The organism is Halomonas alkaliantarctica (assembly GCF_029854215.1).
In the GTDB taxonomy this organism is placed as follows: Bacteria; Pseudomonadota; Gammaproteobacteria; order Pseudomonadales; family Halomonadaceae; genus Vreelandella; species Vreelandella alkaliantarctica_A.
In genome coordinates this window covers 14,099-37,048 of the sequence record NZ_CP122961.1, presented here as the reverse complement: position 1 = coordinate 37,048, position 22,950 = coordinate 14,099, and the positions used below count along the sequence as shown (strand labels likewise).

The following is a 22,950-nucleotide window of genomic DNA, read 5'->3' as shown; positions in this document are numbered from 1 at the left end:
GGCGCTATTTAGCAATGACTCTCCTGCTGGCGCTAAGTTATGCGCCAGCGGGCTTCGCCCAGCAGGATGAAAATGCGGCGCGCCGGCAATTGGATGCGATTGGCCAAGAGATCGAGTCCGTTGCCCAACGCCTCAGCGCCACTGGCGAGGCCCGCGATAGCGCCGAACGCGAGCTCAAGGAAGTCGAAACCAAGCTTGCCGAGACTCATCAGCGCTTGGACACGCTACAAGCTGAGCGCCGCCAGTTGAATGATGAAACGACCCAGCTCCGTCAACATCGTGACCGACTGGAGAGCGAGCGTGCCGATCAATATGCAGCCTTAGGCCAGCAGCTCTCAGCGCTTTACCGCCTTGGCCCAACGCCGCAGCTCAAACTGCTGCTTAACCAAGGAGACCCCTCCGAGCTTGATCGTATGCAGGCGTATATGAATCGGCTAACTGAAGCACGCAATCGACGCTTGAATGCTATCGCCCGCCTTGATACGGCGCTCGCCGATACCCAAAAGGAGCTCAGCGAGCGACAGGCCCGCCTCGATACGCTGGCCGACGAGCTAGAAGAGCAAAGCGCGCTGTTAGCCCAACGCACCACCGAACGGCGAGGCGTTGTTTCCAACCTGGATGACCGCTACGGCAGTGAAGAGGAGCGGCTGGCCGACCTCAATCAGAGCCGCGAAGAGGCCGAGAGGGTACTCCGTAATATCCAGGCGGAGATGGCAAAACTTGCTGAACCCACGCCTACTACGCATATTGTAAGCACCCAAGGTGATTTGCCTTGGCCGGTACAGGGTTCAATCAGTAGCAATTTTCACCATCGCGACGGCGTGCACTATAACGGTATTGTGATTCAGGCCAGCGCTGGCACCCCGGTCACTGCCGTACACACTGGCCGGGTGGTATTCGCTGACTGGATGCGCGGGTTTGGTAACTTGTTAATTATCGACCACGGCGACCAGATCATGACGCTGCATGCTCACCTGCAACAGTTTAGCGTCAGGCCTGGTCAGCAGGTCAGTCGCGGTGATGAAATTGGTCGCGTAGGGGATAGCGGTGGTCAAAACCGCGCGGCACTCTACTTTGAAGTTCGTCGCGGCGGTGAACCAATTAATCCACAGCGTTGGATTGCGCGTCGCTGACGGGATAAGCTGCATGACTATTGATGTCTCAACGCCCAACGACACATTTTCTACTCAACATTTTCAATGACAGGGTGGCGCGCATTGGCGCCACCTATCGCCCTGCGGAGTCTGCATGACGCTATCTGTTACCGGGGTATCAGCCCCCGCCAAGCGCTTCTTGGCTACCCTGCTCCCGATTGTTTTACTGTCGGCCCCGCTACCGTTGCTTGCCCAACCAGCCGGTAGCAGCGCGGCGGAAGAACCTGCCTACGACCAGCTACCCCTGGAAGATATCCAGACCTTCGCCGAGGTGTTTGAGCGTATTAAGCGTGCCTACGTTGAGGAGGTCGATGACAGCACACTTTTACGTAACGCCATGCGCGGCATGCTGAGTGAGCTAGACCCCCACTCCGCCTACTTGGATGAGGAGGAGTACCAAAGCCTGCGCGAGTCGACTCAGGGCGAATTTGGCGGCATCGGTATCGAGGTGGGCACAGAGAATGGTCAGCTCATGGTGATTACGCCTATCGATGATACACCCGCTTCCCGCGCTGGGCTGATGTCTCGCGATATTATCGTTGCCATTGACGGCACACCCACCGATAGCATGTCGCTACAAGAAGCCGTGACCCTAATGCGCGGCGACCCGGGCACCGATCTACGCATTAGCGTGCTGCGTTCAGGCGAAGATTCGCCGCGGGAATTTACCTTGACCCGTGAAGTTATTCGCAGCGAGAGCGTTAAACATGAGCTGCTCGAGCCCGGTTACGGCTACCTGCGCGTTAGCCAGTTCCAGTCGCGTACACCGGAGCAGGCCCGCGAGGCGCTTGAGCTTATGTCGAGTAACCAGGCTCTAGAAGGGTTGATACTCGATTTACGTAATAACCCCGGGGGAGTGCTACAGGCCGCCGTCGGCATTGCCGACCTGTTTCTGGATGAAGGCTTGATTGTGTATACCGAGGGGCGCCTCTCGGATACCGAGATGTCGTTCTCCGCCTCACCCACCACGCCCGCTGCCGATGTGCCGCTGGTCGTGTTGATCAATGGTGGCAGTGCGTCAGCGGCGGAAATTGTTGCCGGTGCGCTTCAGGATCAGCGGCGCGGCGTGATTATGGGCACCGATAGTTTTGGTAAGGGATCAGTGCAACAGATTATGCCGCTAGGCAATGGCGAAGGGCTCAAGCTCACCACGGCGCTCTACTACACCCCCAACGGGCGCTCAATTCAGGCCCAAGGCATTGAACCCGATGTGGACGTCGTGCGCGGCCGTCTAGAAGTGGCTGAGAGCCGTCGTGAGATTCGCGAAGCCGACCTTGAAGGCCACCTTAGCGCTCAGCAGGCGCCCCGGGATCGCCAGGAAATGGCCGAGCGGCTAGTCGATGATTACCAACTCAGCGAGGCGCTTAATCTGCTTAAAGCACTCAATGTAGTCGACCGTCAGCGGCGTTAAGGCAACCTGACTTAACGGCAAGTAAGCGGCAGGCGGCCGCGTTCCCCGGTCGCCTGCCGCATTAATACCCGCTTTAGCGGCACCAACTGGTTCATACCACTCATCCCCAAATTACGCGCTAGCGTCAACGCCGGGTCGTGGCTGCCAAACAGCACTTTAAACCCTTTCATGAGGCCCAGCATGGCGCTGTTATCAAAGCGCCGCCGACGCTCATAGCGCCGCAAGGTGCTTAGCTCCCCCCAAGGGGCGCCGCGCTGCCAGGCATGCACCACCTCTTCTGCCAAAACCGCCGCATCCATAAGGCCTAAATTGACGCCCTGGCCCGCCAGCGGATGAATGCTGTGGGCAGCGTCCCCCACCAGTGCGAAATGCGGCTGCACATAGTGGCGGGCATGGCGCTGCACTAACGGAAAACGGTGGGCCTTATCGCAGACCGTTACCTCTCCCAGGCGGTAACCAAACGCTCTACCCAACGCCTCCCCAAGCGCTTCGCGAGACAATTCACTAAGCTCAGCGGCGTGCTCCGGCGTGGTCGACCATACGATTGAGCAGTAATGATCATTCTCTTCCACGGTTAAAGGCAGAAATGCCAGCGGTCGGCCGTCAATAAACGCTTGTCGCGCCGCCCCACCATGGGGTTTGACGCACGTAACGGTGGTTACCACCGCCTCCTGCTGCATATCGTCGCTGGCCACCTCGATACCGGCCATTTCGCGCAGCACAGAGTGGGCGCCATCAGCGGCGATGATTAACGGGGCGTGCAGTTGGCGCCCATCGTCAAGTATCAGCCAGTCGCCACTTGAGGCTTGCTTTGAAGGGTTAGCGCTGGCGCGTTGCAACGCCTCTAAGCGAACGCCAAAAAAAGGGGTGACATTGGGATGGTCAACGACCTGGCTATTGAGCGCGGCCAGAGTGACCGCGTTCTCAACGATATGGCCCAGCACCGCGACCCCCGCCTCGTCGGCAGAAAAGGCAATTTCACCACTGCCTTCGGCATCCCACACCTGCATGCCTTGGTAGGGAGTCACTCGGGTTTTCTGCATCGCAGGCCAAGCGCCCAAATGGGTTAGCAAACGCTGAGAGACCGGCGTTAACGCGCTAACCCGCGGGGCTGGCAGCTTGCTAGTGGCATTTTCAAGGCTTAACGGCGCGGGCTTTGCCTCAACAAGCGCTACCTGCATGCCCGCCTGGGCTAACAGCGCACAGAGCGCACTACCGACCATTCCGCCACCCACAATGATCGCCTCAAAGCTTTCCACTGGCGGCTTCGCAATGGATGAGTCCGTATGCATAGCGTTCCTTTTTTGTGGCCTAGGATGTGTAAGCTTAACGTTCTAAGCCCATGGCGCGACGAGCTAGCCCTCGCCGCAGCGGCCCAACCAGATTCAGGCCGATTAACCCCGCTGCGCGGGCATGGGGCAATAGCGGAAAGGAGAGCCCAAATAGCCGCACCAGGCCATCGCTAAAGCGGATCACGTTGGCACGATCTCGGGAGCGCTGCTTTTCAAAGGCTTGCAGTGTGGTCATATCGCCCAACGGCCGCTTGGCCTGCTCACCCTGCTCCAGCGCTTCAACAAGATCCATTACCCCGCGCAGGGCTAAGTTAAACCCCTGCCCTGCGACCGGGTGTAAGGCATGAGCAGCGTTGCCTAATACCGCGAGGCCTGGGCGCACAGGTTCTTCAGCGGTAACCAGAGAAAGCGGATAGGCGTGTCGGGTGCCTACCTGGGTAAACCGACCCACCCGATCGCCAAAGGCACGCTGAAGTTGCAGCAGAAATTCACGTTCAGGAAGCGCCATGCGCGCTGTTTCGGTGCCGCTGGGGTGCGTCCAGATTAATTCCATGGCCTGGCCGGGCAGTGGCAACAGCGCCATTGGCCCTTGGGAGGTAAAGCGCTCGTAAGCAACCCCAAGGTGGGGCTGGCTTACCCCTACGTGTGCGATCAGCGCCGTCTGCTGGTAAGACTCATGGCGGCTGCCAATACCAAGCTGCTCTTTCAGCCCAGAACGCCCTCCATCTGCTAATACCGTTAGCCCTGCGGTTAGCTGGCTGCCGTCTGAGAGCTGCAGATCATGCCCATTCGCTACGGGGGTAAGTTGCTCAACCTTCGCCGGGCAGTGCCACTCCAGCGGCAATTGAGCAAGCCGTTGGTGCAGCACACGGCCCATCCACGCATTGGGGATTACATGGCCCAACGCTGCAACGCCCAGCTCATCAGCGCTCAGCCGTGTCGCTCCTAAGCGGCCGCGCTCACTGATATGAATATGCTTGATAGGCGTGGCCTCACCGCGCATCGCTTCCCACACGCCCAACTGCTGAAAGCGCTGGGCTGAACCTTCCGCGATCGCGCTGGCCCGGGCATCAAAGCTGGGCTGCCAGGTAGTTTGCTGCAACTGAACAGCCATAGGCGCCGACTCAATGATTGCCACACGCCAGCCATAGCGCTCAATCAGCGGTGCCAGGGCGCAACCTAAACTGGCGCCTACCAGGCCCCCACCCACAATCACGATGTCATGTGTCAGCGCTCCCTTAACCGCCTGATTAGACTGCTGCATTGGCTTCTCCCGACCACGACTCCTCTTCATACAGAGGTAACGATAACGTAACGTAATTTACATAAAGGCTACTAAAAACAGTTAAACTTGGTTACTTTTTAGCCATTAATGCTTCAATTTCGACGACCTGTTTAGGCACGTCTGCGGTCAGTACTTCATGACCTTCGTCGGTGACGACCACATTATCTTCAATTCGAATACCAATGCCCTGATAAGCATCAGGAATATCGTCATCACTAGGAATATACAGGCCTGGCTCCACCGTGAGCACCATGCCTGCGACCAGTGGCCGAGGTGTTTGCTCATCCAACCGGTAGGTGCCGACATCGTGTACGTCCAGCCCCAACCAGTGTGACGTTGAGTGTAGGTAAAAGCGCCGATAACTCTCGTCATCGATGCGCGCCTGAACCTCGCCTTCCAGCAGGCCAAGCTCAATCAGCCCGGCAGTTAAATCATGCACCACGCCCTGATGGATATCAGCAAGGGTAGCATCCGGCTGGACGGCACTCACAGCGCGCTGCTGAGCGTCAAGCACCACCTGGTAGAGCGCTCGCTGGGCATCATTAAACCGCCCAGACACCGGAAATGTGCGGGTGATATCACCGGCATATAACTCAAACTCGGCGCCCGCATCAATGAGAACCAAGCCGTCTTCACACAACGGTGCGCTATTTTCAATATAGTGCAGTACACAGGCGTTGGCACCGCTACCCACAATCGTACTGTAGGCAGGACCACTGGCCCCATGCCATACAAACTCATGCTCTAGCTCGGCCTGGAGCTGAAATTCGCTCAACCCGGGGCGCGACACCTGCATGGCGCGCCGGTGCGCATGGGCAGATATCAGCGCCGCATGCCGAAGCAGGGCAATTTCAGCGTCGCTTTTGATTAACCGCATGGCGTGAATCAACGGGCTGATATCCAGCCAACCTTTTAGCGGCGGCCGACCGCGCCTAAGCCCGGCCTGGGCTTCCTGTAAAGCATCTTCAGCCATGCTGACAGCTTCAGCATTGTCTAGTGGTAGATAAAGCAGCTCGCGACCCGTCAACAATTCGGTCAGCCGTTCATCACGTACTGCGTTTTCAAACGCCTGGTCAATTCCGTATTCAGCGACCACGCCTTCGGCGCCCAAGCGGCGCCCTGTCCAGGATTCCATGGTGGGGTCACGGTCCTGACAGAACACCACGCTTTCACCTTCAGCGCGTCCAGGGAGCAGCACCAGCAGCGCATCCGGTTCGCGTATGCCCGTCAGGTAGTAAAAATCGCTGTTCTGGCGGAAAGCAAACTCGCTGTCCCGGGAGCGGGTCATCAGTCCGGCACCGGGAAGCACCACCGCAGCGTTACCCGGCAGTTGGGCCATTAAGGCATCTCGGCGGTGGCGATACTCGCCCACGCTGATCGCAGGGGGGCGAGGTAACAACATAGGCAACACAGGGTCGGGCAGCATAGCGGCTCCTCTCTAGGCAACGTGATTAGTGAACGGGCGCGTCGCTTTGTTCGACTTGCGGCATGCCTGGGTGCTGCTCGGTGTACAGCAGCATCGCAGCCATGCGGGCATGCTCGGTAAGTGCAAACAGGTCGTTTTCGTTTTCGGGGCTGTCGTCGATATCGGTATCCATACGTCCTAACGCCTGCAAATCATCAATCGCCTCACGGAGCGCCTGGGACCAGCGCTCGCGCAGTTCGTTGTCGGCTACTTCATCGACCACTTCGATAAAGCCCAGCGTCCACTCTTTAAGGCCTTGCGCCTGCTCGCCCAATGAAAACAGTTCATCAGGTAACAGCGGCGTATAGTCCAGGTCACTGGCGCTGAGCGCCTCTACGGTTTGCCGCCGCCAGCCTAATAGCCGCTCGGCACTTGCCTGATCGCGAGGCTGCTCAACGCCAAGGCTCTGGCAGACTTCGTCCAACCAAGCCTCTGCACTGACATCACGTAGCGCCAGCAGTGCACATAAGCGGCCATCCAAAAAAGCCGGGGACTGCATGCTGCCATGCAGGAGAAAAACATCCGCCACGTCAGAGAAGTCCTGACGCTCATCAATCAATGACATCGTATTTACTAACCTCGTATTCACTGTGTGTATGGGCGATAGGGTATCGGCAATGGTGCAAGATGCTCTCGCCCGCGCGTTGACCGCACACAAGCGCCTCTCTTATAGTGAGTGGCACTTACCTTCCTATGCTGTGATGTTAACGCATTGGGCCCCTTGCTGGCCCGTGCTGGAGTCTTTGATGAGCAACGCCAAGCGGCCAACCAAAGAAATAACCCTGTTAGGGCGCGGCTATATCATCGCCTGCGACACGGGTGAAGAAGCTAAACTTGACCGCGCCGCGCGCTATTTAGACCGCGCCATGCAGGGTATCAATGCCCAAAGCAGCGTGCTGGGGAGCGAGCGTGTGGCGATAATGGCGGCTCTCAATATCACCCACGAGCTTCTCGAAGCCATGGATGAACACCGTGCCGGTGAAGAGAACCTGCACCGCTTGAATGAACGCCTTGAGCGGGCATTAGCCAAAACACGCCCGTCTTAGGCGTTACCAGAAAGCACTGTCAATGGTCTCAAGACTCGGCGAACATTTAACCCAGACCTTTGGCATTAGCTGTCGCTCTGTTAGGATGGCGGAGTTCTCTGGGGTGTACGCCAGTCGTTATAGTCCCTCGAGCCTATGCGTAATACCCAGGGGGCCAAATGCTAGCCAGGCCCGTGTGCATGTCCGTGCGTCGGAAAGCCTGACGGTCTGGCTGCGGCCACCCACCTGAACCAGTAGGTTCAGGGCCAGAATGACAGCGGCACTCTGGAGAACACCTATGTATTTGAAAGAATAGAGTATTTGAAAATATAGGGTATAAGAGAACATCTGCATGGAAAGCCTCTATTCGGACGACGATAAGAAAGCGCTACGCCGCTTTTTACGTCACCAACGCCGAGCCCTTTCTAAGCATGAGCAGCGCCTTGCAGCGCAGCGTTTGTGCCAACGATTGAAAACCCTGCCTGAAATACGCCGAGCACGGCGCTTAAGCCTTTATCTGCCTGTCAACGGCGAAATCGATCCTACCCCGCTACTTCCGTGGCTACGTCAGCGTAACGTCGAGGTCTACCTACCGGTTTTACGTCCGTTTAGCGCTAACCGTCTGTGGTTTGTTGCCTACCGCCCTGACACTCCAATGGTGAAGAATCGTTTTGGTATTTGGGAGCCTGACGTGCGATTCAGCGCCCAGCGGCGCAATCGGCTGCCTACTTGGGCACTCGATACATTGATTGTGCCGCTAGTAGGGTTTGACGCTAACGCTAACCGTATGGGCATGGGGGGGGGATTTTATGACCGCAGTTTGGCGTTTATGCATCGACCCGGGCCGTCGCCCACCTTGATTGGCGTCGCCCATGCCTGCCAGCAAGTGGCATCTCTGCCTGTGGAGCAATGGGATGTGCCTTTACAAGCCGTGGTCAGTGACCTGGGTTGCGTACGCCGCCACTATTCAACTGCCAAAGAAAAAGGGCTGACCTCATAAAGGGTCAGCCCTTCCCTAGGCTATCTGATATGTGTCGCCTTACAGATTGAAAACGTTGTTGCTGTCATTAGAGGTGTTAACTTACAAGTGCGAACCAGTAGAGATTAACTTCCTAACATTGCCTGTGCATAGCCGGTAGCAAGCACCCCTAAAGCAAACACCACCATCAACGCCATTACCATATCAGGCTTTTTCCGCCGCATGCCGTTTCTCCAACACCTTTGCCGTTGCCGAGTGTGTTAAATCCACCACCCTTTACTGTTTTAAAAGGATAGCAAACTTGATTAATTTCACTCACGACTATAGGACTATAAGGCCATCCCTGACAACTGGTTTAGCGGCATTTTCCACCCTCATTTCTGAGGATTAAGTTACGTTATGTTACCAGCCACTCTTACGCTCAAGGTAAGCAACCACTTACCCACAACTATTTACTTACACCTATTACTCACCGCTGGGCAACGCTAAGCCATAAACAGTCGGTAGGCAGGATTATCACTTTCGCGCCAGTAACGGTAGCCAATGGCGTCTAAATACTCAGCCACATGAGTTCGATCACCGTTAGGCACCTGCATACCCACCAACACTCGGCCATAAGCAGCGCCATGGTTACGATAATGGAATAGCGAGATATTCCAGTCGTGAGGTAATTGTGTCAAAAAGTTCATCAGCGCTCCCGGGCGCTCGGGGAACTCAAAACGGTACACTTCTTCTTCAAAACGCTCGCTAGGTCGGCCGCCGCTCAGGTGACGAATATGCAGCTTCGCTAACTCATTTTCGGTCAGGTCTTCCACTTGGTAGCCGCCTTCACGCAGCTTCTCGATCACTGCCAAACGGTCTTCACCACCTGGCTTCACCTGTACGCCCACGTAGATATGCGCTTCGCTGCTGTCAGCGTAGCGATAGCTGAACTCGGTCACCATGCGTTTGCCTAGCATGCGGCAAAACTTTTTAAAGCTGCCGGGTTTCTCGGCGATGGTCACCGCTAGAATCGCTTCACGCTGCTCGCCTAGCTCCGTGCGCTCGGCGATGTGCTGTAAGCGATCAAAATTGGTATTGGCGCCCGAGTTAATACACAGCAGCGTCTCACCCTCGGCACCGGTCTGCTGTACGTATTTTTTCAGCCCCGCCAGCGAAAGCGCGCCGGAGGTTTCCGCCACCGCACGGGTATCCTCAAAAATATCTTTCACCGCCGCGCACATTTCATCGGTATTGACGGTGATGACACCGTCAATCAAGTCTTTGATCAGCGAAAACGGCACCTCGCCGATTTGCGCCACCGCGACGCCTTCGGCAAATACGCCCACTTGATCGAGCACCACGCGCTCGCCCGCCTCTAATGCGGCTTTAAGGCAGGCACTGTCTTCGGCTTCGACACCGATCACTTTGATGTCCGGACGCAAGTACTTAACATAGGCCGCGACACCTGCGATCAATCCACCGCCGCCGACCGGTACGAAGATGGCATCCAAGCGCCCAGAATGTTGGCGAAGGATTTCCACGCCGATGGTGCCTTGGCCAGCCACCACATCGATATCATCAAACGGCGGAATATAGGTGTAACCGTGCTCTTTGATCAGCTCTTGAGCATGCTCGGCTGCAGCGGCGAAGGCGTCCCCTTTAAGGATGACCTTGGCGCCTCGGGCGCGCACCGCCTGCACTTTGATATCCGGTGTGATACGCGGCATCACAATCACGGCCTTGACCCCCATCAGCTTAGCGGCCATGGCCAGCCCTTGGGCATGGTTACCGGCGGAGGCGGCAATCACGCCTTTATCTTTTTGATCCTGGGTCAACTGCGCCATTTTGTTATAGGCGCCGCGAATTTTGAATGAGAAAACCGGCTGTAGATCTTCGCGCTTAATCAAAATCTGGTTGTTGAAACGACGCGACAAAAAGGGTGCAGGGGAAATCGGGGTCTCACAAGCGGCTTCATAAACGCGGGCTTGGAGGATCTTTTTGACGGTTGCTTCGAGCATGCGGGTATCCCAAGGGAAGAACGTGAACGGACAAAGCTTTTATTGGTAGCAGATTACGTATAGCGACGTCTAGCCGCGTTTTCATCGGCAGGCAACGTTTAGGTCGTTATACTAGCGCCACTGCCTCTTTTCTCTAACTCCCCTCTGACTCTCAAGGCTTTTTATGCACCAAGCTATGAACCAGGATGAATTAAAGGCCGCCGTGGCGGACGCCGCCATTGCAGAAATTAAACCTCAGCTGGAAAAGGATACCATCTTAGGCATTGGCACCGGCTCCACGGCTAACCTGTTTATTGATCGCCTGGGGCCTCTGCGGCATCAATTTAAAGGCGCGGTGGCAAGCTCTAAAGCGAGCGCCGAGCGTCTTGAGAAACTGGGCATTGAGGTTTTTGAGCTCAATAGTGTTGGCACAGTCCCTTTTTATATTGATGGCGCAGACGAAGTGAATGCTAACTTACATATGATTAAAGGCGGGGGTGCTGCGCTTACCCGCGAGAAAATCGTGGCTGCCTGTGCCAAACGCTTTATCTGCATTGCTGATGGCTCAAAATACGTTCCTACGCTTGGTAACTTTCCGCTGCCGGTAGAAGTCATTCCCATGGCGCGCTCCTATGTTGCCCGCGAGTTGGTAGCGCTTGGCGCCGAGCCGGTTTATCGCCAGGGAGTCGTCACCGACAACGGCAACCAAATTATCGACTGCTTTGAATTTATGATTGCCGACCCGGTGGCCATGGAAGCACGTATCAACGCAATTGTCGGTGTTGTGACCAATGGCTTGTTTGCCGCCCGCGGCGCCGATGTACTGCTGCTGGGCAAAGAAGATGGCGTGGAGCGCATAGCGCTTAAATAAAGGTTCTTCGATGGAGGCTCTGGCTAACGAGACAGTAACAAACCCAGTCCTGTCAGGGTGCGATCAAGTGCGCCTTTTTGCGTTTCCATCACCGCGCGGCCTGCGCGCCCAGCCTGCTGAGCGCGCTCTGGGTCAGCAAAGTAGTCCGCCAGGGCCTCTGCCAGAGTATCCGGGCTATCGACCAGCGATAGCGCTCCCGCTGCTTGAAGCGGTTCAGCCACATCGGCGAAGTTCTCAATCGATGGGCCGCTAAGCACCGGCCTGCCTAGCGCCGCCGGCTCAAGCACATTGTGCCCGCCCAATGGCACTAGGCTGCCGCCCACAAAGGCTATCTGGCCTGCTGAATACAGTGTAGCTAGTTCACCGAGCGTATCCCCGAGGTAAACCTGCGTTTGCTTTGTGGCGGGCTGCTGTTGGCTGCGACGGCTTAGTGTCCAGCCTTCTGTTTGGCAAAGTTTAGCCACGTCATCAAAGCGCTGCGGGTGGCGGGGCACCAGTACCAGCAACGCATCAGGGTGACTTTTGAGCAATTGGCGATGGGCCTTAAGCAGTAGCGCTTCTTCGTCTTCTCGAGTGGAGCCCGCTACCCAAACCGGACGCCCTTCCCATTCTTGAAGTAAGTTCTCACCCTCCTCGCACGCTCTATCTTGACTAGCTATTTCAAATTTCAGCGAGCCAACTATGCGGGTGATATCCGTACTGCAGCCGAGGGCATTAAAGCGTTCGGCGTCTGCCGTTGATTTTGCGGCTAGCCAGCTAACCTCGGCGAGCGTGCTGGCCATTAGCGGGCGCAGGCGTTGGTAGCGCTTAAAGGCCCGGGGCGATAGGCGGCCGTTCACCACGGCCACCGGCACATCCTGCTGGCGGCATGCGTGAATCAAGTTGGGCCACAGCTCGGTTTCAAACAGGATGGCGAGTTCGGGCTGAACGCTGCGTACAAAGCGTCTGGCAGCACCGGGAAAATCCAACGGTAGGAAGCAATGGGTAAGCCTTGCTTGATCACTTGGGGCTTGCTCGCTAATGAGCGCTTGGGACTGCTGGGCGCCCGTCGCGGTCATCGTGGTGAGAAGCAGGCTATGCGATGGATAACGTTCTAATAACCCCTCAATCAGCGTTCGAGCGGCGCGTACTTCTCCCACCGAGGCACAGTGCAGCCAAATGCGCGGTGCGGGAGGAAGCGGCTGAAGGCGTAACCCCAGCCGCTGAAGACGCGAGCAAGTGGGCACTTGCTCACGCCAGATACGCCAACCAATCAGCGGAGAGAGCGCATACAGCGCCGCTGAATAGGCAAGCCGAGGCCAAGCAGGTGTAGCCATTAGCGTTCGCGATCTAGAATAGAGCTAATCATCGCCGAGGTCGAAACGCCATCTTCAAAGCCCAATACTTTAACCTCACCTCCATTGGCGATAACGGCCGCGCCACCCGCGATATCTTCGGGGCGGTAATCGCCACCTTTGACCAAAATATCGGGCAGCACCGCTTCGATCAGCGCCTGGGGGGTATCGTCACTAAACGGTACGACCCAATCGACAGCGCCTAACCCCGCCAACACCTGCATACGTCGGTTTAAGGCATTAATTGGCCGCTTAGGCCCCTTTAAGCGGCCAATGGAGGCGTCATCGTTAACCGCGACGATCAAACGGTCACCCAAGCGCTTGGCCTGCTCCAGGTAAGCGACGTGGCCAGCATGCAGAATATCAAAGCAGCCGTTGGTCATTACCACTCGTTCACCGCGGAGCTGGGCGGCCCTTACAGCCTCTATCAGTACAGCAGGCTCAATTACCCCAAACTCAGCCAATTTATCGCCGTGTAGCGCGGTGTAGAGCTCAGCGATGGAAAGTGTGGCCGTGCCCGGTTTGGCTACTACCAACCCAGCCCCCAAATTCGCCAACATCATCGCTTCAGGAAAAGCATGACCCGACGCTAGCGCTAAACCCATTAGGCCAATAACGGTATCGCCCGCCCCTGTTACATCGAAAACTTCCTGCGCCCGGGTGGGTAAGTGAAGCGGCGCGTGCCCTTCACGAATCAGCGTCATGCCCTTTTCGCTGCGAGTAATCAGCAGCGCTTCTAGCTCCAACTCCGCACGTAGCGCTTCACCCCGGCGGGATAACTCAGCATCAGTCGTGCAATGGCCGACCACGGCTTCAAATTCAGTCAGATTGGGAGTGATTAAGCTCGCCCCACGGTATTTGCTGAAATCCTGCCCTTTCGGGTCTATTAGCACCCGCTTGCCCTGGGCTCTTGCGTTGGCTATCAAGTTCTCTACTTGGTTCAGAGTACCTTTCCCGTAGTCAGAAAGGATCACTACGTCGCAGTCGGAAAGCGCCTTTTCTACCTGGGTCACTAGCTCACTGGTATCAACACTGTCCAGGCGCTGCTCGAAATCCAGGCGCAGCAACTGCTGGTTACGACTCATCACACGCAGCTTCGTAATTGTGGGTATCTCTGCACTGCGCTGAAAGTAAGTACTTACACCCGAGGAGGTCAGACTGGATTGAAGAATTTGCGCGTTGTCATCGTCTCCGACCACGCCCGCCAGAACCGCATTTCCGCCTAGGGAGGTAATGTTTAGCGCCACGTTGGCCGCCCCGCCTGGTCGGTCTTCAACATCTTCTACCCGAACTACGGGCACAGGTGCTTCGGGGGAAATCCGCGAGGTGCCGCCATGCCAATAGCGATCTAGCATGACATCGCCGACCACCAGCACTCGGGCATGTTCTAAGGCGGTTAAATCAATCTTCATCAGTGCTCCCTGTGCTGCCGGCAGAGATGGTATGCGCCAGCAGTGTATCCAGTTTAGCGATAACATCGTCTGTTTTAATCAGCATCATGGCGCTTGGATGTCGCACTCGTTGGCCCCAGCTCACGTCTTCTACCGATTTATGCAGATAGGTACGCACCGCCTCTGGGTATACGTTGACGGCAAACTCGCGCCACAAATAAGGCCCCGTTCGATTCGGGTTATTTGACGCATACAAGCCTAACGCCGGAGTGCCCATAGCATTGGCCATATGAATAGGACCGGTATCTGGTGCAATTACCGCGCGCGCTTGATCAATCAGTGCCAATACGCCTTTCAAAGAAGTACCCCCAATCGCGTTAATCACACTCTCGGGCTGACAAAACGCTTCAATTTGATCACCTGTTTCACGCTCTTGCGCAGTGCCACCCCCCGTCAACACAGTTTTAAGGCCGTATTGCACCCAGGCATGTTCAATTACGCTGGCATACCCTTCCGCCGACCAGTTGCGCTTATTGCTTATTCGAGCGCTACTGCATGGATTTAAAACTAAGTAAGGCTTTTCACCGCTAATCACTTTTGCTTCATTCCGTGCCGTATCTGACACAGGTAAATTCCACTCTAAATGGTCATCCTCTATCCCAAGCACCCGGGCGAAATCCATAAAGGACTCCAGCACATGAGCCTTCGGATGAGGCGCGAGCTGATGCTGTGTGAACCAGTGCTGAGCATCTTTGGCGCGCGCCTTGTCATAGCCCACGCGAACGTCGGCCTTCAGCCCAAGCGACAGAAAGCTGGCACGAATGGCCTGCTGCATATGCAGTAGCACATCAAAGCGCGTACCGGCAAGCTGCCGCCATAACGCGCGCATACCGGCAAGGCCTGTCGACTTGTCGTAAACAACGAACTCGACCCCGGAAAGCCCCGCCAGTAGACTGTGCTCCCCCTTACCGATAATCCAGGTAATGCGCGCATTGGGCCACTGGCGCTGCAACGCCCGCACCGTGGGCACGAGATTGCACACATCTCCTAGGGCGGAGAGGCGCAAAATGGCAATGTGGTTAGGCTGAACAGGCAGAGAGGGCTTCATGCGCTTAGCGGCACTCCGGCAGAGAAATTGGCTGATTTTACATGATGTAGACAGTTTATGTGACGCGCCGGGAACACACCAAATGGATCCAGACCTATTCACTCGCGATTACTGGCGTGAACGCGGATTAATTGTGGGCGAAGCCCCCGGCCGAGGTAATAGCCTTTTCTTGCAGGCAACACCTAAAGAGCAATGGGCACTCAGGCCTTATCGCCGTGGTGGCATGGTGGCTAAACTCAGTGAAAAACGCTACCTATGGACCGGCGCGGAGCAAACCCGGGCATTTCGTGAACTGCGCTTGACCGCCAAGCTTTTTGAGCAAGGGTTGCCGGTACCCCGCCCCGTCGCAAGCTGTGTTACCCGCTATGGGCTTACTTATGAAGCTGCGTTGATTACCGTGCGCATTGCGGGTGCCAAAGCGCTGGCCGAGCTGCTAGTCAACGATCAAGCCGATGAAGCGCTATTACACCGTGTGGGGGTTATGATTCAGCGCTTTCACCAAGCAGGACTTGACCACGTTGACCTGAACGCGCGCAATATTTTGATCAATTCCAGTGGAGAACCTTGGTTAATTGATTTAGATCGTTGCCGACTGCGTAGGGCAGGTAGTTGGCAGGCGGCGAATTTGGGGCGGCTAGAGAGCTCGCTTAACAAATTTACCACACCGGAAGCTGCGGCATGCGCAGCTCAGTGTATTTATGTCGGCTATAAAGGCTGACGGCTCTGATTAATCACAAAGTGCGGCTTGACTATTTTAGCCATGAATCTTGCCCACTTACGCCGGATCTTGTGTCGACCAAGCCAAGGTATATACTCCGACAGCGGGATCAATTCGGCGGCTCCCAACCCGTCGATCAACATGACGGTGGTGGCATTCTCGCGCTCAATCACTAGCAAATTGCTCATCACCAGATCACAAGGCACCACATTATAGGTCAGCAGGTAGGTCTTCAGTGCACCAAGTCCCGCCCAGAAGTGGTCTGCCTGCTGAGGCGTCAGCGGCTTAACTAGGTAATCCGCGACATTGAGAGGCAGCTTTCCCTCGTCATCAAGTATCAACTGCTGCTCAATACCGATCATATCGCTACCTTTCACTGCACCGAAGAATTCGGGGATCAACAAGAAAGGCACACCTTGGCGCTTCAAACGGCGGAAATAGCGCAGCTCGCGGCGAGTCTGCTTGGCTTTCGCCAGTCGGCTGATCTTGACGCAGCGAGCGTGGTCGTATGGGTGCTGATAGCAGGTTCGCTCGTCTCCCCGGCCAATGATATGCCACTCGCTTACGTCCAACATTTGGCTGCTTGCTTTAGCTGGTACACATCTAAAATACATTGATAATTTTTCATCATAATGATCCCTACATCCAGCGTTAGCGCCAACTCACGACAGCGTTTCTGGAGCTCCGTATCGCCTTTGCACCCGGCCCAATAGGACATGGCATCAGTCAGTGCACCAATGTTATCAGCTCGGTCAATAACCGTTGCTATGTCCGACGTTACAACTTCTTTGGCACCGCAGCTTGCAGTAGTGATAACCGGTGTGCCGCAGGCCAGCGCCTCAAGCACGGTAAATCCGAATGGTTCGTAATGCGCTGGCAGCACGTAGCAATCGGCCAGAGAAAAATAACGCTCCGGTGACGGCTGCTCACCAAGGAAAATACATTTTTCCTCAATCCCCAACTGCCGGGCGTGCTCTTGATATTTGGCCTGCCGGGAGTCGCGGCCTACGACTATTAGGGTGGCGTTAATATCGAGCCGGGCGAATGCATTAAGCGTGGATTCAAGCCCTTTTCGCTGATAACCGGTACCCAGAAACAGAAAGACCGGCGTGTGTCCGTCAAGCCCTAGCTCAACGGCCAGGGCCCGAGCGTCATCGCCGAGTCGTTCTCGATCGAAGCGATGGGTATCCACAAAGTTGTGGATAACCGAACGTTTCTGGGAAGGAACGCCGTAAGCTTCGGCGATTTCGCTATCGCTTTGCTGGGAATTCGAGACCACGTGATAATAAGCGCCGGGGGCCATGGCTTTTGCCTCAATACGAGCGGCTATTTTGTCCTTACGCCGCCGCTGCCGACTGGATTTTGAGGCCAGGTGATGATGAACTGTGCCGCCACCGATGCGCAGCATGTCATGAGTCCAGGTCTTACCCAACCCGTAGACCAGATCATAGTCAGCCGCCTTGACGTGGCGCTCTACGGCCCGAGCAAAGCGCCAAATTCGCTGTGCTTTGCCTACGCTGAAAGGGCGCAGGCGGACAAACCGAATGGCCGGATGCGAGGGCACCACATGAGAGCGACAGATAATTGTAACTTCCTCACCGCGCTCAGCTAGGTAGCACGATAGCTCGTTGAGAAACCGCTCGGTACCACCGGAGGCTGCGTGGCGCATGTGTACTAAGGCTATTTTCACCGGAGATGCCTCATGGTTAAAAAGGACGAATATCCGTGGCGGAACACCGGTACCTCTGCAGAGGACCCCACAAAATCACTAGCCAGAAATAGTAAACCCTTATACCGCTATTATGGTTGAAGCCAGCTTGGGTAAGGCTGAAGACTACCCGAGCCATGCATATAGCCCCGAACAAGCGCAGCGGTTAGATGAAGAGCAATGTAACAAGCCCCAGGTCTCTTTACTTTTCCAAGTTAGCCAGGAAATGATTATGGGTATGCTCAAGCTGTTGTGCTCCAGAATACACCACGCCCACTCTGGCTAAGACGCGTTCACAAATCTCGGACGCGGCGTTTCATGTATTTCCAGAAAACGCCATTGGCATTAGCCACAGCGATGATTAACCCGCGCCAGCCGTCAAGAAAACCGCGCTGCAGTAGATACGCACGCCAAAAAGCAAACATCGCTTTCAAGAAAATAAACGCTACAGGATAAACCCGGAGTTTGTCTGATTCAGCACGTAGAGTGGAGTAGCGATTAATTTTATCCAGAAACTGGCCAAGCTCAGTGATTGCTAAATGCTCAACGCAACCGTCTAGGCGTACAGTTTGGGTAGTTCGATTAACTACTACCGACTCGTGTACCACGGCGTCGTTAAAGTTGTGTAGACCGCGATGAAACACGCGTATAAGCCAGTCGTTACCCCAACCCGAATGGTATACGGGTTTGCCCAGTAGTTGGTTTTCCCGATACACCTCTACTACTTGCTCGACATCCGCCTCTGGCAACCAGTCGGCCAACGATTCTAGTAATTGAAAAGTAGGCGCCTCGTCGGCATCAAGCGACAAAATCCAGTCGTTGCGGGCAAGTAGCACTGCATGTTTTTTGGTCGAGCCGAAGCCCAGAAACTCACCTTGGTGGAGAGAGACGTTAGCGTAACGCCGAGCGATATCAAGAGTCTCATCGGTGGAGCCGTTATCATAAACTACCACTTCCCCCACGGCTTCGAGCGAATCCAAAGTACGCGCAAGAGTCTCCGCCGCATTGCGTGTGATAATTACGGCACTTAACTCAGCCAACATTTTGAATGCCCTGTCAGGATAGAACTCAGATGCTACTATAGCGGCCTTTAATCCCACAAACTTTCGGTGAGACGATCTTGCACATCATCCATGTCAATCTGGCCCGTGGGTTTCGCGGTGGCGAGCGGCAAACGGTGCTGCTGATCCAGGCGCTGGCCAACAAGGTCGGTATGGCATCCCAAGTGCTGGTGTGTCGGCCCGATTCCCCCCTTCGCGCAGAGTTGGCCGAAACCCCGGGGGTAACTTTTGTGAGCGCTCGCCACCAGCTAGCAGGTCACTACAAAGCTGGGCGCGCCACGCTGGTTCACGCCCACGATGCCAAGTCGGTACACTGGGCCTGGCTGCATCGTCAGCTTTTTCGCACCCCTTACCTGATTACCCGGCGTGTGGATACGCCGGTCAAACGCAAGCTCAGCAACCGGGCCTTCTACCGAGATGCATACCGCTGTGTGGCACTCTCCCAAGTTATCGCTGATAACATACAACCGCTAAGCTCGCACTCGGTGGTGAAGATTCCCAGCGCATTTACTCCACTAATACCAAACCCCGACGTAGCACAAGCTTTCCGTGCACGCTATCCTGGGCGCTTTATAGTTGGGCACGCTGGCGCACTAGTAGACCGACACAAGGGACAGCGTGTACTCCTTGATGCCGCCCGTCGTCTGCGGAACTCACAGCCGGATATGCTTTTCGTGTTTTTCGGTCGAGGTGAAGATGAAGCCACGTTAAAGCAGGAAAGCATGGCGTTGGACAATGTCATTTGGGCCGGCTTCCAGCCCGATATAGGCCAATATCTACCGGCACTGGACGTGTTTGCCTTTCCTTCACGCAACGAAGGGCTAGGTTCAGTACTGCTAGACGCCATGCATGCCAAGGTGCCCGTGGTAGCGAGTCAGGCTGGCGGCATTCCGGATATTGTCCAACATGGTGAAACAGGGCTACTGTTTCCGCCCGGTGACGGCGAAGCATTGGCTCAGAATTTGGTCAGACTTCGCGACAAAACATTACGTAAGACACTTGCAGAAAACGCCTCTCAGCGCCTGACTTGTTATTCGCCGGAGGCCATGGCCAGTGCATACATGGCGCTTTATTCTCCTCTTGCCTCACCCAGCACTGTCCAGGACTCTCGTTCATGATGAGTGGAAAAAATGCTTATCGTTTGCACAAGTTAATATTTTATACCACGGGTCTGCTTGGCGCCTTGCCACCGAGAAGTCTTTTCCGGAATCAGCGTGAGACAATTCTGGCGGCATTCGATACCCTGCCTGCAGTCGAGCAGGAGGCGCTCATGGCGCGGGTAACGTATTACAACAAGCTTGATGGTTCGGTCGCTCTTTCCAGTAGTGCCATCAGCAACCGAGACTTTACTCTCAGCTCGCGAAAATCCACCTACCATCTGGATTTCTATCATGTAGCAAAGTACTTCCCCAAAAGTGCGGCATACCATTACCGCTTTGGCGACAAGACCTTCGTGCCAGACGTTCCCACCTTCGTCAAAAGTCGGCCCATTTACGGCGACAACCGCAACTCCATACTGCTCAAGCTCAATAGCGTGCGCCACTTTTACAAGGTAACAGACACTCACCGCTACAATGCGAAAAAGGACATGCTGGTATGGCGGGGAGCGGCTCACCAGCCCCACCGGCGTAGCTTTCTGGATCAGTGCCATGACTTGGATCGCTGCGATGTCGGTGCAACCGATAACCATGCGACAACGGCGGCATATCGAAAACCGTTTATGTCCATCGAGCAACAGTTAGAACACAAGTTTATCTTCAGTATTGAAGGCAACGATGTTGCCACCAATCTGAAATGGATCTTGGCTTCCAACTCCCTGTGTTTCATGAAGCGCCCTATTTATGAAACTTGGCTCATGGAAGGCACGCTGATTCCCGGCTACCACTACGTGGAGGTCAGCGACGACTTTTCCGATTTACACGAAAAGATCGATTACTACCTATCCCGCCCCGAAGAGGCTCAGACTATTATCCAAAACGCCAACCGCTATATTGCCGACTTTTATCACCCCTTTCGGGAAAAGCTGATTGCGCTGCGGGTATTTGAGCATTATCTGATACGCACCCACCAGACCCACTAACCCCTGCCGGTTACATATAAAAGAGCAACGCACTTCATGCAATATAGACAGGAAATTGACGGGCTAAGAGCAGTGGCCGTGCTCCCCGTAATTCTATTTCACGCCGGTTTTTCATGGTTTTCTGGCGGCTACGTCGGGGTTGACGTATTTTTTGTTATTAGTGGTTATCTAATTACGTCCATTCTTGTCGATGAGTTAGACAAGGGCACGTTCTCTATTGTGAGCTTCTACGAACGGCGGGCCCGACGTATTCTCCCCGCGCTGTTTTTTGTCATGCTGTGCTGTTTGCCTTTCGCCTGGATATGGATGGTACCCACCCAGTTCCAGGATTTTTCCAAGGCGCTCACGGCCATCAGCTTGTTTTCATCGAACCTGCTGTTCTGGAAGCAGTCCGGCTATTTCGCTCCGGCCGCTGAAGAAAACCCCTTGCTGCATACCTGGAGCCTGGGCGTCGAAGAGCAGTTCTACATCATCTTCCCTGTCCTCCTGCTCTTTCTGTGGCGCTTTGGCCGCCGGCCGGTGTTTTATTCAGTCATCGCGCTTACCGCTCTTAGCTTACTCGCTGCCGAGTGGGGCTGGCGAAATGCTCCGTCTGCCAACTTTTACCTACTGCCAACCCGAGCTTGGGAACTGGGTGCTGGCGCGCTGTGCGCGCTGTTGCTGGCAAGGCGTGCTCTTAAGCCCAGCACTACGCTCTCGCTTATTGGTCTGGGGCTCATTCTGTATAGCATCTTATTTTTCGACGAAAACGTTCCGTTTCCCTCGCTATATACGTTGGTACCGGTTATTGGTACGGCGCTGATCGTCATCTACGGCTCAGCCAGCACGTTCACCGCACGCCTGCTTTCTCAAAAAGTGCTGGTGGGCGTCGGCCTGATCAGCTTCAGCGCTTACCTATGGCACCAGCCCTTGCTTGCTTTTGCCCGCATTAAAAGCGCCTCCTCACCGGAGTGGCCATTAATGGCCGGGCTTTCTTTACTGTCGCTGGTACTCGCCCAGTTCAGTTGGAAATACGTGGAAGCACCGTTTCGCAAGCGGGGGTCAATGGGCTCACGCAAGGCCATTTTTATCGCCTCTGCTGTGGCATCATTTGGGTTTATCACTACAGGCATGTACGGCGATGCTACCAATGGCCTCCCTGCACGGCTGAACCTGACACCCATGCAACAAGATTACTTAGCCACAGCTCGAAAAAGTTCATATCGTAAGGAGTGCCACTCCAATAATTCCTATGTCATCCCCCCTGAACAAGCATGCCAATATAACCAGCTCAACGGCAGCGTCGCTGTTTTAGGTGACAGCCATGCTGTGGAGCTGGCATATGCTGTGGCGCAATCCCTTGACGCAACTACCGGTGTTCAACACTTTTCCTTCAGTGGCTGTGCTCCGGCCTATCTGTCGAACGCCGATACCCCTTGCGCAACGTGGACGCGCAAAACCGTCGACTATCTCGCTCGCCATGACACTATCCGTCAAGTAGTGGTCATCTACCGCATCCATGCCGCACTATGGGGCGATCACAGGGATTCTTACCCCGCCCTACCTAACAGCACTACCGCCGAGGAAAGGCACGAAAGCCTACGAAGCCTGGAGGCCATGCTTGACGTGCTTGTACAGGCCGGAAAACAGGTGATTTACGTAGCACAGGCACCGGAACTGCCTTTTTTCATCGATCAGGAAGTGTATCGGTTGGGTGGCTCGCCGGAGGTTATAAAGGGTGTCAATCTTGACTGGTGGGAGCGGCGGACGGCGTATTTCAAACGACACTTCTCCCCGGCAGAAGGCGTAGTAGTGATTCGCCCTGAGTCAGTACTATGTGGTATCGAAACCTGCTTCGCCGGGCAAAACGGCAAAGCATTTTATTTTGATGACGATCACCTTTCCCTGGAGGGCGCGCGAAAAGTCGCGGAGTTAATTGCTACTGCCATCAACACGCCTAAGCCATGAAAACTACGCCCGACGGGGTAATACCCGTCAGCGCTATTTTGCTGGCATTGGCGCACCGGTCGGGTTCTTTTAAGTACTGGTCGGCATGACGGCACGCATTGTTCGGCTTTTTTGCGTCCCATGATAAACTTTTGATCATTGC

20 protein-coding genes and 1 other RNA gene are annotated in these 22,950 nt (G+C 55.3%); 10 read left to right on the top strand and 11 right to left on the bottom strand.

Going from position 1 to position 22,950, the window contains the following annotated elements:
* Positions 1 to 14: 14 nt before the first annotated feature.
* Positions 15 to 1,133, top strand: coding sequence for a murein hydrolase activator EnvC family protein (locus tag QEN58_RS00155; RefSeq protein WP_280105253.1), 1,119 nt, complete (start codon positions 15 to 17; stop codon positions 1,131 to 1,133).
* Positions 1,134 to 1,248: 115 nt separating this feature from the next.
* On the top strand, positions 1,249 to 2,565 hold the full coding sequence (locus tag QEN58_RS00150; protein WP_280105252.1) for a S41 family peptidase: 1,317 nt from the start codon (positions 1,249 to 1,251) through the stop codon (positions 2,563 to 2,565).
* Between the two features lie 11 nt (positions 2,566 to 2,576).
* Here the strand turns inward: QEN58_RS00150 and QEN58_RS00145 are convergent, their stop codons facing one another.
* The 4 genes from QEN58_RS00145 to QEN58_RS00130 form a co-directional block, all read right to left on the bottom strand.
* Positions 2,577 to 3,857: a UbiH/UbiF/VisC/COQ6 family ubiquinone biosynthesis hydroxylase gene (locus QEN58_RS00145; protein ID WP_280105251.1), complete on the bottom strand. Its 1,281-nt coding sequence runs from the start codon at positions 3,855 to 3,857 to the stop codon at positions 2,577 to 2,579.
* A gap of 34 nt (positions 3,858 to 3,891) precedes the next feature.
* Entirely contained in the window at positions 3,892 to 5,121 is a 1,230-nt protein-coding gene (ubiH, locus tag QEN58_RS00140) for a 2-octaprenyl-6-methoxyphenyl hydroxylase (RefSeq protein ID WP_280105250.1), read from the bottom strand.
* Between the two features lie 91 nt (positions 5,122 to 5,212).
* Complete coding sequence (pepP, locus tag QEN58_RS00135) at positions 5,213 to 6,553, bottom strand: Xaa-Pro aminopeptidase (RefSeq protein ID WP_280106870.1); 1,341 nt, start codon at positions 6,551 to 6,553, stop codon at positions 5,213 to 5,215.
* 40 nt (positions 6,554 to 6,593) lie between these two features.
* Entirely contained in the window at positions 6,594 to 7,172 is a 579-nt protein-coding gene (locus QEN58_RS00130; RefSeq protein ID WP_280105249.1) for a UPF0149 family protein, read from the bottom strand.
* A gap of 181 nt (positions 7,173 to 7,353) precedes the next feature.
* Here QEN58_RS00130 and QEN58_RS00125 point away from each other — a divergent pair, with 181 nt between their 5' ends.
* From QEN58_RS00125 to QEN58_RS00115, 3 genes are all read left to right on the top strand, one after another.
* On the top strand, positions 7,354 to 7,653 hold the full coding sequence (locus QEN58_RS00125) for a cell division protein ZapA (RefSeq protein WP_071694902.1): 300 nt from the start codon (positions 7,354 to 7,356) through the stop codon (positions 7,651 to 7,653).
* A gap of 92 nt (positions 7,654 to 7,745) precedes the next feature.
* Positions 7,746 to 7,928, top strand: a non-coding RNA gene (ssrS, locus tag QEN58_RS00120) — 6S RNA.
* A 56-nt stretch (positions 7,929 to 7,984) separates the two neighbouring features.
* On the top strand, positions 7,985 to 8,632 hold the full coding sequence (locus tag QEN58_RS00115) for a 5-formyltetrahydrofolate cyclo-ligase (RefSeq protein WP_280105248.1): 648 nt from the start codon (positions 7,985 to 7,987) through the stop codon (positions 8,630 to 8,632).
* A gap of 464 nt (positions 8,633 to 9,096) precedes the next feature.
* Here the strand turns inward: QEN58_RS00115 and ilvA are convergent, their stop codons facing one another.
* The gene (ilvA, locus tag QEN58_RS00110; protein WP_280105247.1) at positions 9,097 to 10,611 is read right to left on the bottom strand and encodes a threonine ammonia-lyase, biosynthetic; all 1,515 of its coding nucleotides are present in this window, start codon (positions 10,609 to 10,611) and stop codon (positions 9,097 to 9,099) included.
* Between the two features lie 175 nt (positions 10,612 to 10,786).
* On the opposite strand from ilvA, the gene rpiA reads away from it, so the two are divergent.
* The gene (gene rpiA / locus QEN58_RS00105) at positions 10,787 to 11,461 is read left to right on the top strand and encodes a ribose-5-phosphate isomerase RpiA (protein WP_280106966.1); all 675 of its coding nucleotides are present in this window, start codon (positions 10,787 to 10,789) and stop codon (positions 11,459 to 11,461) included.
* Between the two features lie 23 nt (positions 11,462 to 11,484).
* On the opposite strand, the gene waaA is transcribed toward rpiA, so the two are convergent.
* From waaA to QEN58_RS00090, 3 genes are read right to left on the bottom strand one after another with little or no spacing between them, the layout of a single operon-like run.
* On the bottom strand, positions 11,485 to 12,777 hold the full coding sequence (gene waaA, locus QEN58_RS00100) for a lipid IV(A) 3-deoxy-D-manno-octulosonic acid transferase (protein WP_280105246.1): 1,293 nt from the start codon (positions 12,775 to 12,777) through the stop codon (positions 11,485 to 11,487).
* Entirely contained in the window at positions 12,777 to 14,207 is a 1,431-nt protein-coding gene (gene hldE / locus QEN58_RS00095) for a bifunctional D-glycero-beta-D-manno-heptose-7-phosphate kinase/D-glycero-beta-D-manno-heptose 1-phosphate adenylyltransferase HldE (RefSeq protein ID WP_280105245.1), read from the bottom strand. The genes waaA and hldE overlap by 1 nt, the downstream gene beginning before the upstream one ends.
* Positions 14,197 to 15,294, bottom strand: coding sequence for a glycosyltransferase family 9 protein (locus tag QEN58_RS00090; RefSeq protein WP_280105244.1), 1,098 nt, complete (start codon positions 15,292 to 15,294; stop codon positions 14,197 to 14,199). The genes hldE and QEN58_RS00090 overlap by 11 nt, the downstream gene beginning before the upstream one ends.
* Here QEN58_RS00090 and QEN58_RS00085 point away from each other — a divergent pair.
* Positions 15,293 to 16,012 (top strand): 3-deoxy-D-manno-octulosonic acid kinase, encoded by a 720-nt coding sequence (locus QEN58_RS00085; RefSeq protein ID WP_280105243.1) that lies wholly within the window; start codon positions 15,293 to 15,295, stop codon positions 16,010 to 16,012. The two genes, QEN58_RS00090 and QEN58_RS00085, sit on opposite strands and share 2 nt — an antisense overlap.
* Here QEN58_RS00085 and QEN58_RS00080 read toward each other — a convergent pair.
* The 3 genes from QEN58_RS00080 to QEN58_RS00070 all read right to left on the bottom strand — a co-directional run bounded on the left by QEN58_RS00080 (position 16,000) and on the right by QEN58_RS00070 (position 18,763).
* On the bottom strand, positions 16,000 to 16,587 hold the full coding sequence (locus QEN58_RS00080) for a YrbL family protein (RefSeq protein WP_280105242.1): 588 nt from the start codon (positions 16,585 to 16,587) through the stop codon (positions 16,000 to 16,002). The two genes, QEN58_RS00085 and QEN58_RS00080, sit on opposite strands and share 13 nt — an antisense overlap.
* Positions 16,575 to 17,702, bottom strand: coding sequence for a glycosyltransferase family 4 protein (locus tag QEN58_RS00075; RefSeq protein ID WP_280105241.1), 1,128 nt, complete (start codon positions 17,700 to 17,702; stop codon positions 16,575 to 16,577). The genes QEN58_RS00080 and QEN58_RS00075 overlap by 13 nt, the downstream gene beginning before the upstream one ends.
* Positions 17,703 to 18,013: 311 nt before the next feature.
* Positions 18,014 to 18,763, bottom strand: coding sequence for a glycosyltransferase family 2 protein (locus tag QEN58_RS00070; RefSeq protein WP_280105240.1), 750 nt, complete (start codon positions 18,761 to 18,763; stop codon positions 18,014 to 18,016).
* Between the two features lie 77 nt (positions 18,764 to 18,840).
* Here QEN58_RS00070 and QEN58_RS00065 point away from each other — a divergent pair, with 77 nt between their 5' ends.
* From QEN58_RS00065 to QEN58_RS00055, 3 genes are read left to right on the top strand one after another with little or no spacing between them, the layout of a single operon-like run.
* Positions 18,841 to 19,899 (top strand): glycosyltransferase family 4 protein, encoded by a 1,059-nt coding sequence (locus QEN58_RS00065; RefSeq protein WP_280105239.1) that lies wholly within the window; start codon positions 18,841 to 18,843, stop codon positions 19,897 to 19,899.
* Positions 19,896 to 20,861 (top strand): glycosyl transferase family 90, encoded by a 966-nt coding sequence (locus QEN58_RS00060; protein ID WP_280105238.1) that lies wholly within the window; start codon positions 19,896 to 19,898, stop codon positions 20,859 to 20,861. The genes QEN58_RS00065 and QEN58_RS00060 overlap by 4 nt, the downstream gene beginning before the upstream one ends.
* A gap of 36 nt (positions 20,862 to 20,897) precedes the next feature.
* Entirely contained in the window at positions 20,898 to 22,808 is a 1,911-nt protein-coding gene (locus QEN58_RS00055) for an acyltransferase family protein (protein WP_280105237.1), read from the top strand.
* Positions 22,809 to 22,950 lie beyond the last annotated feature (142 nt).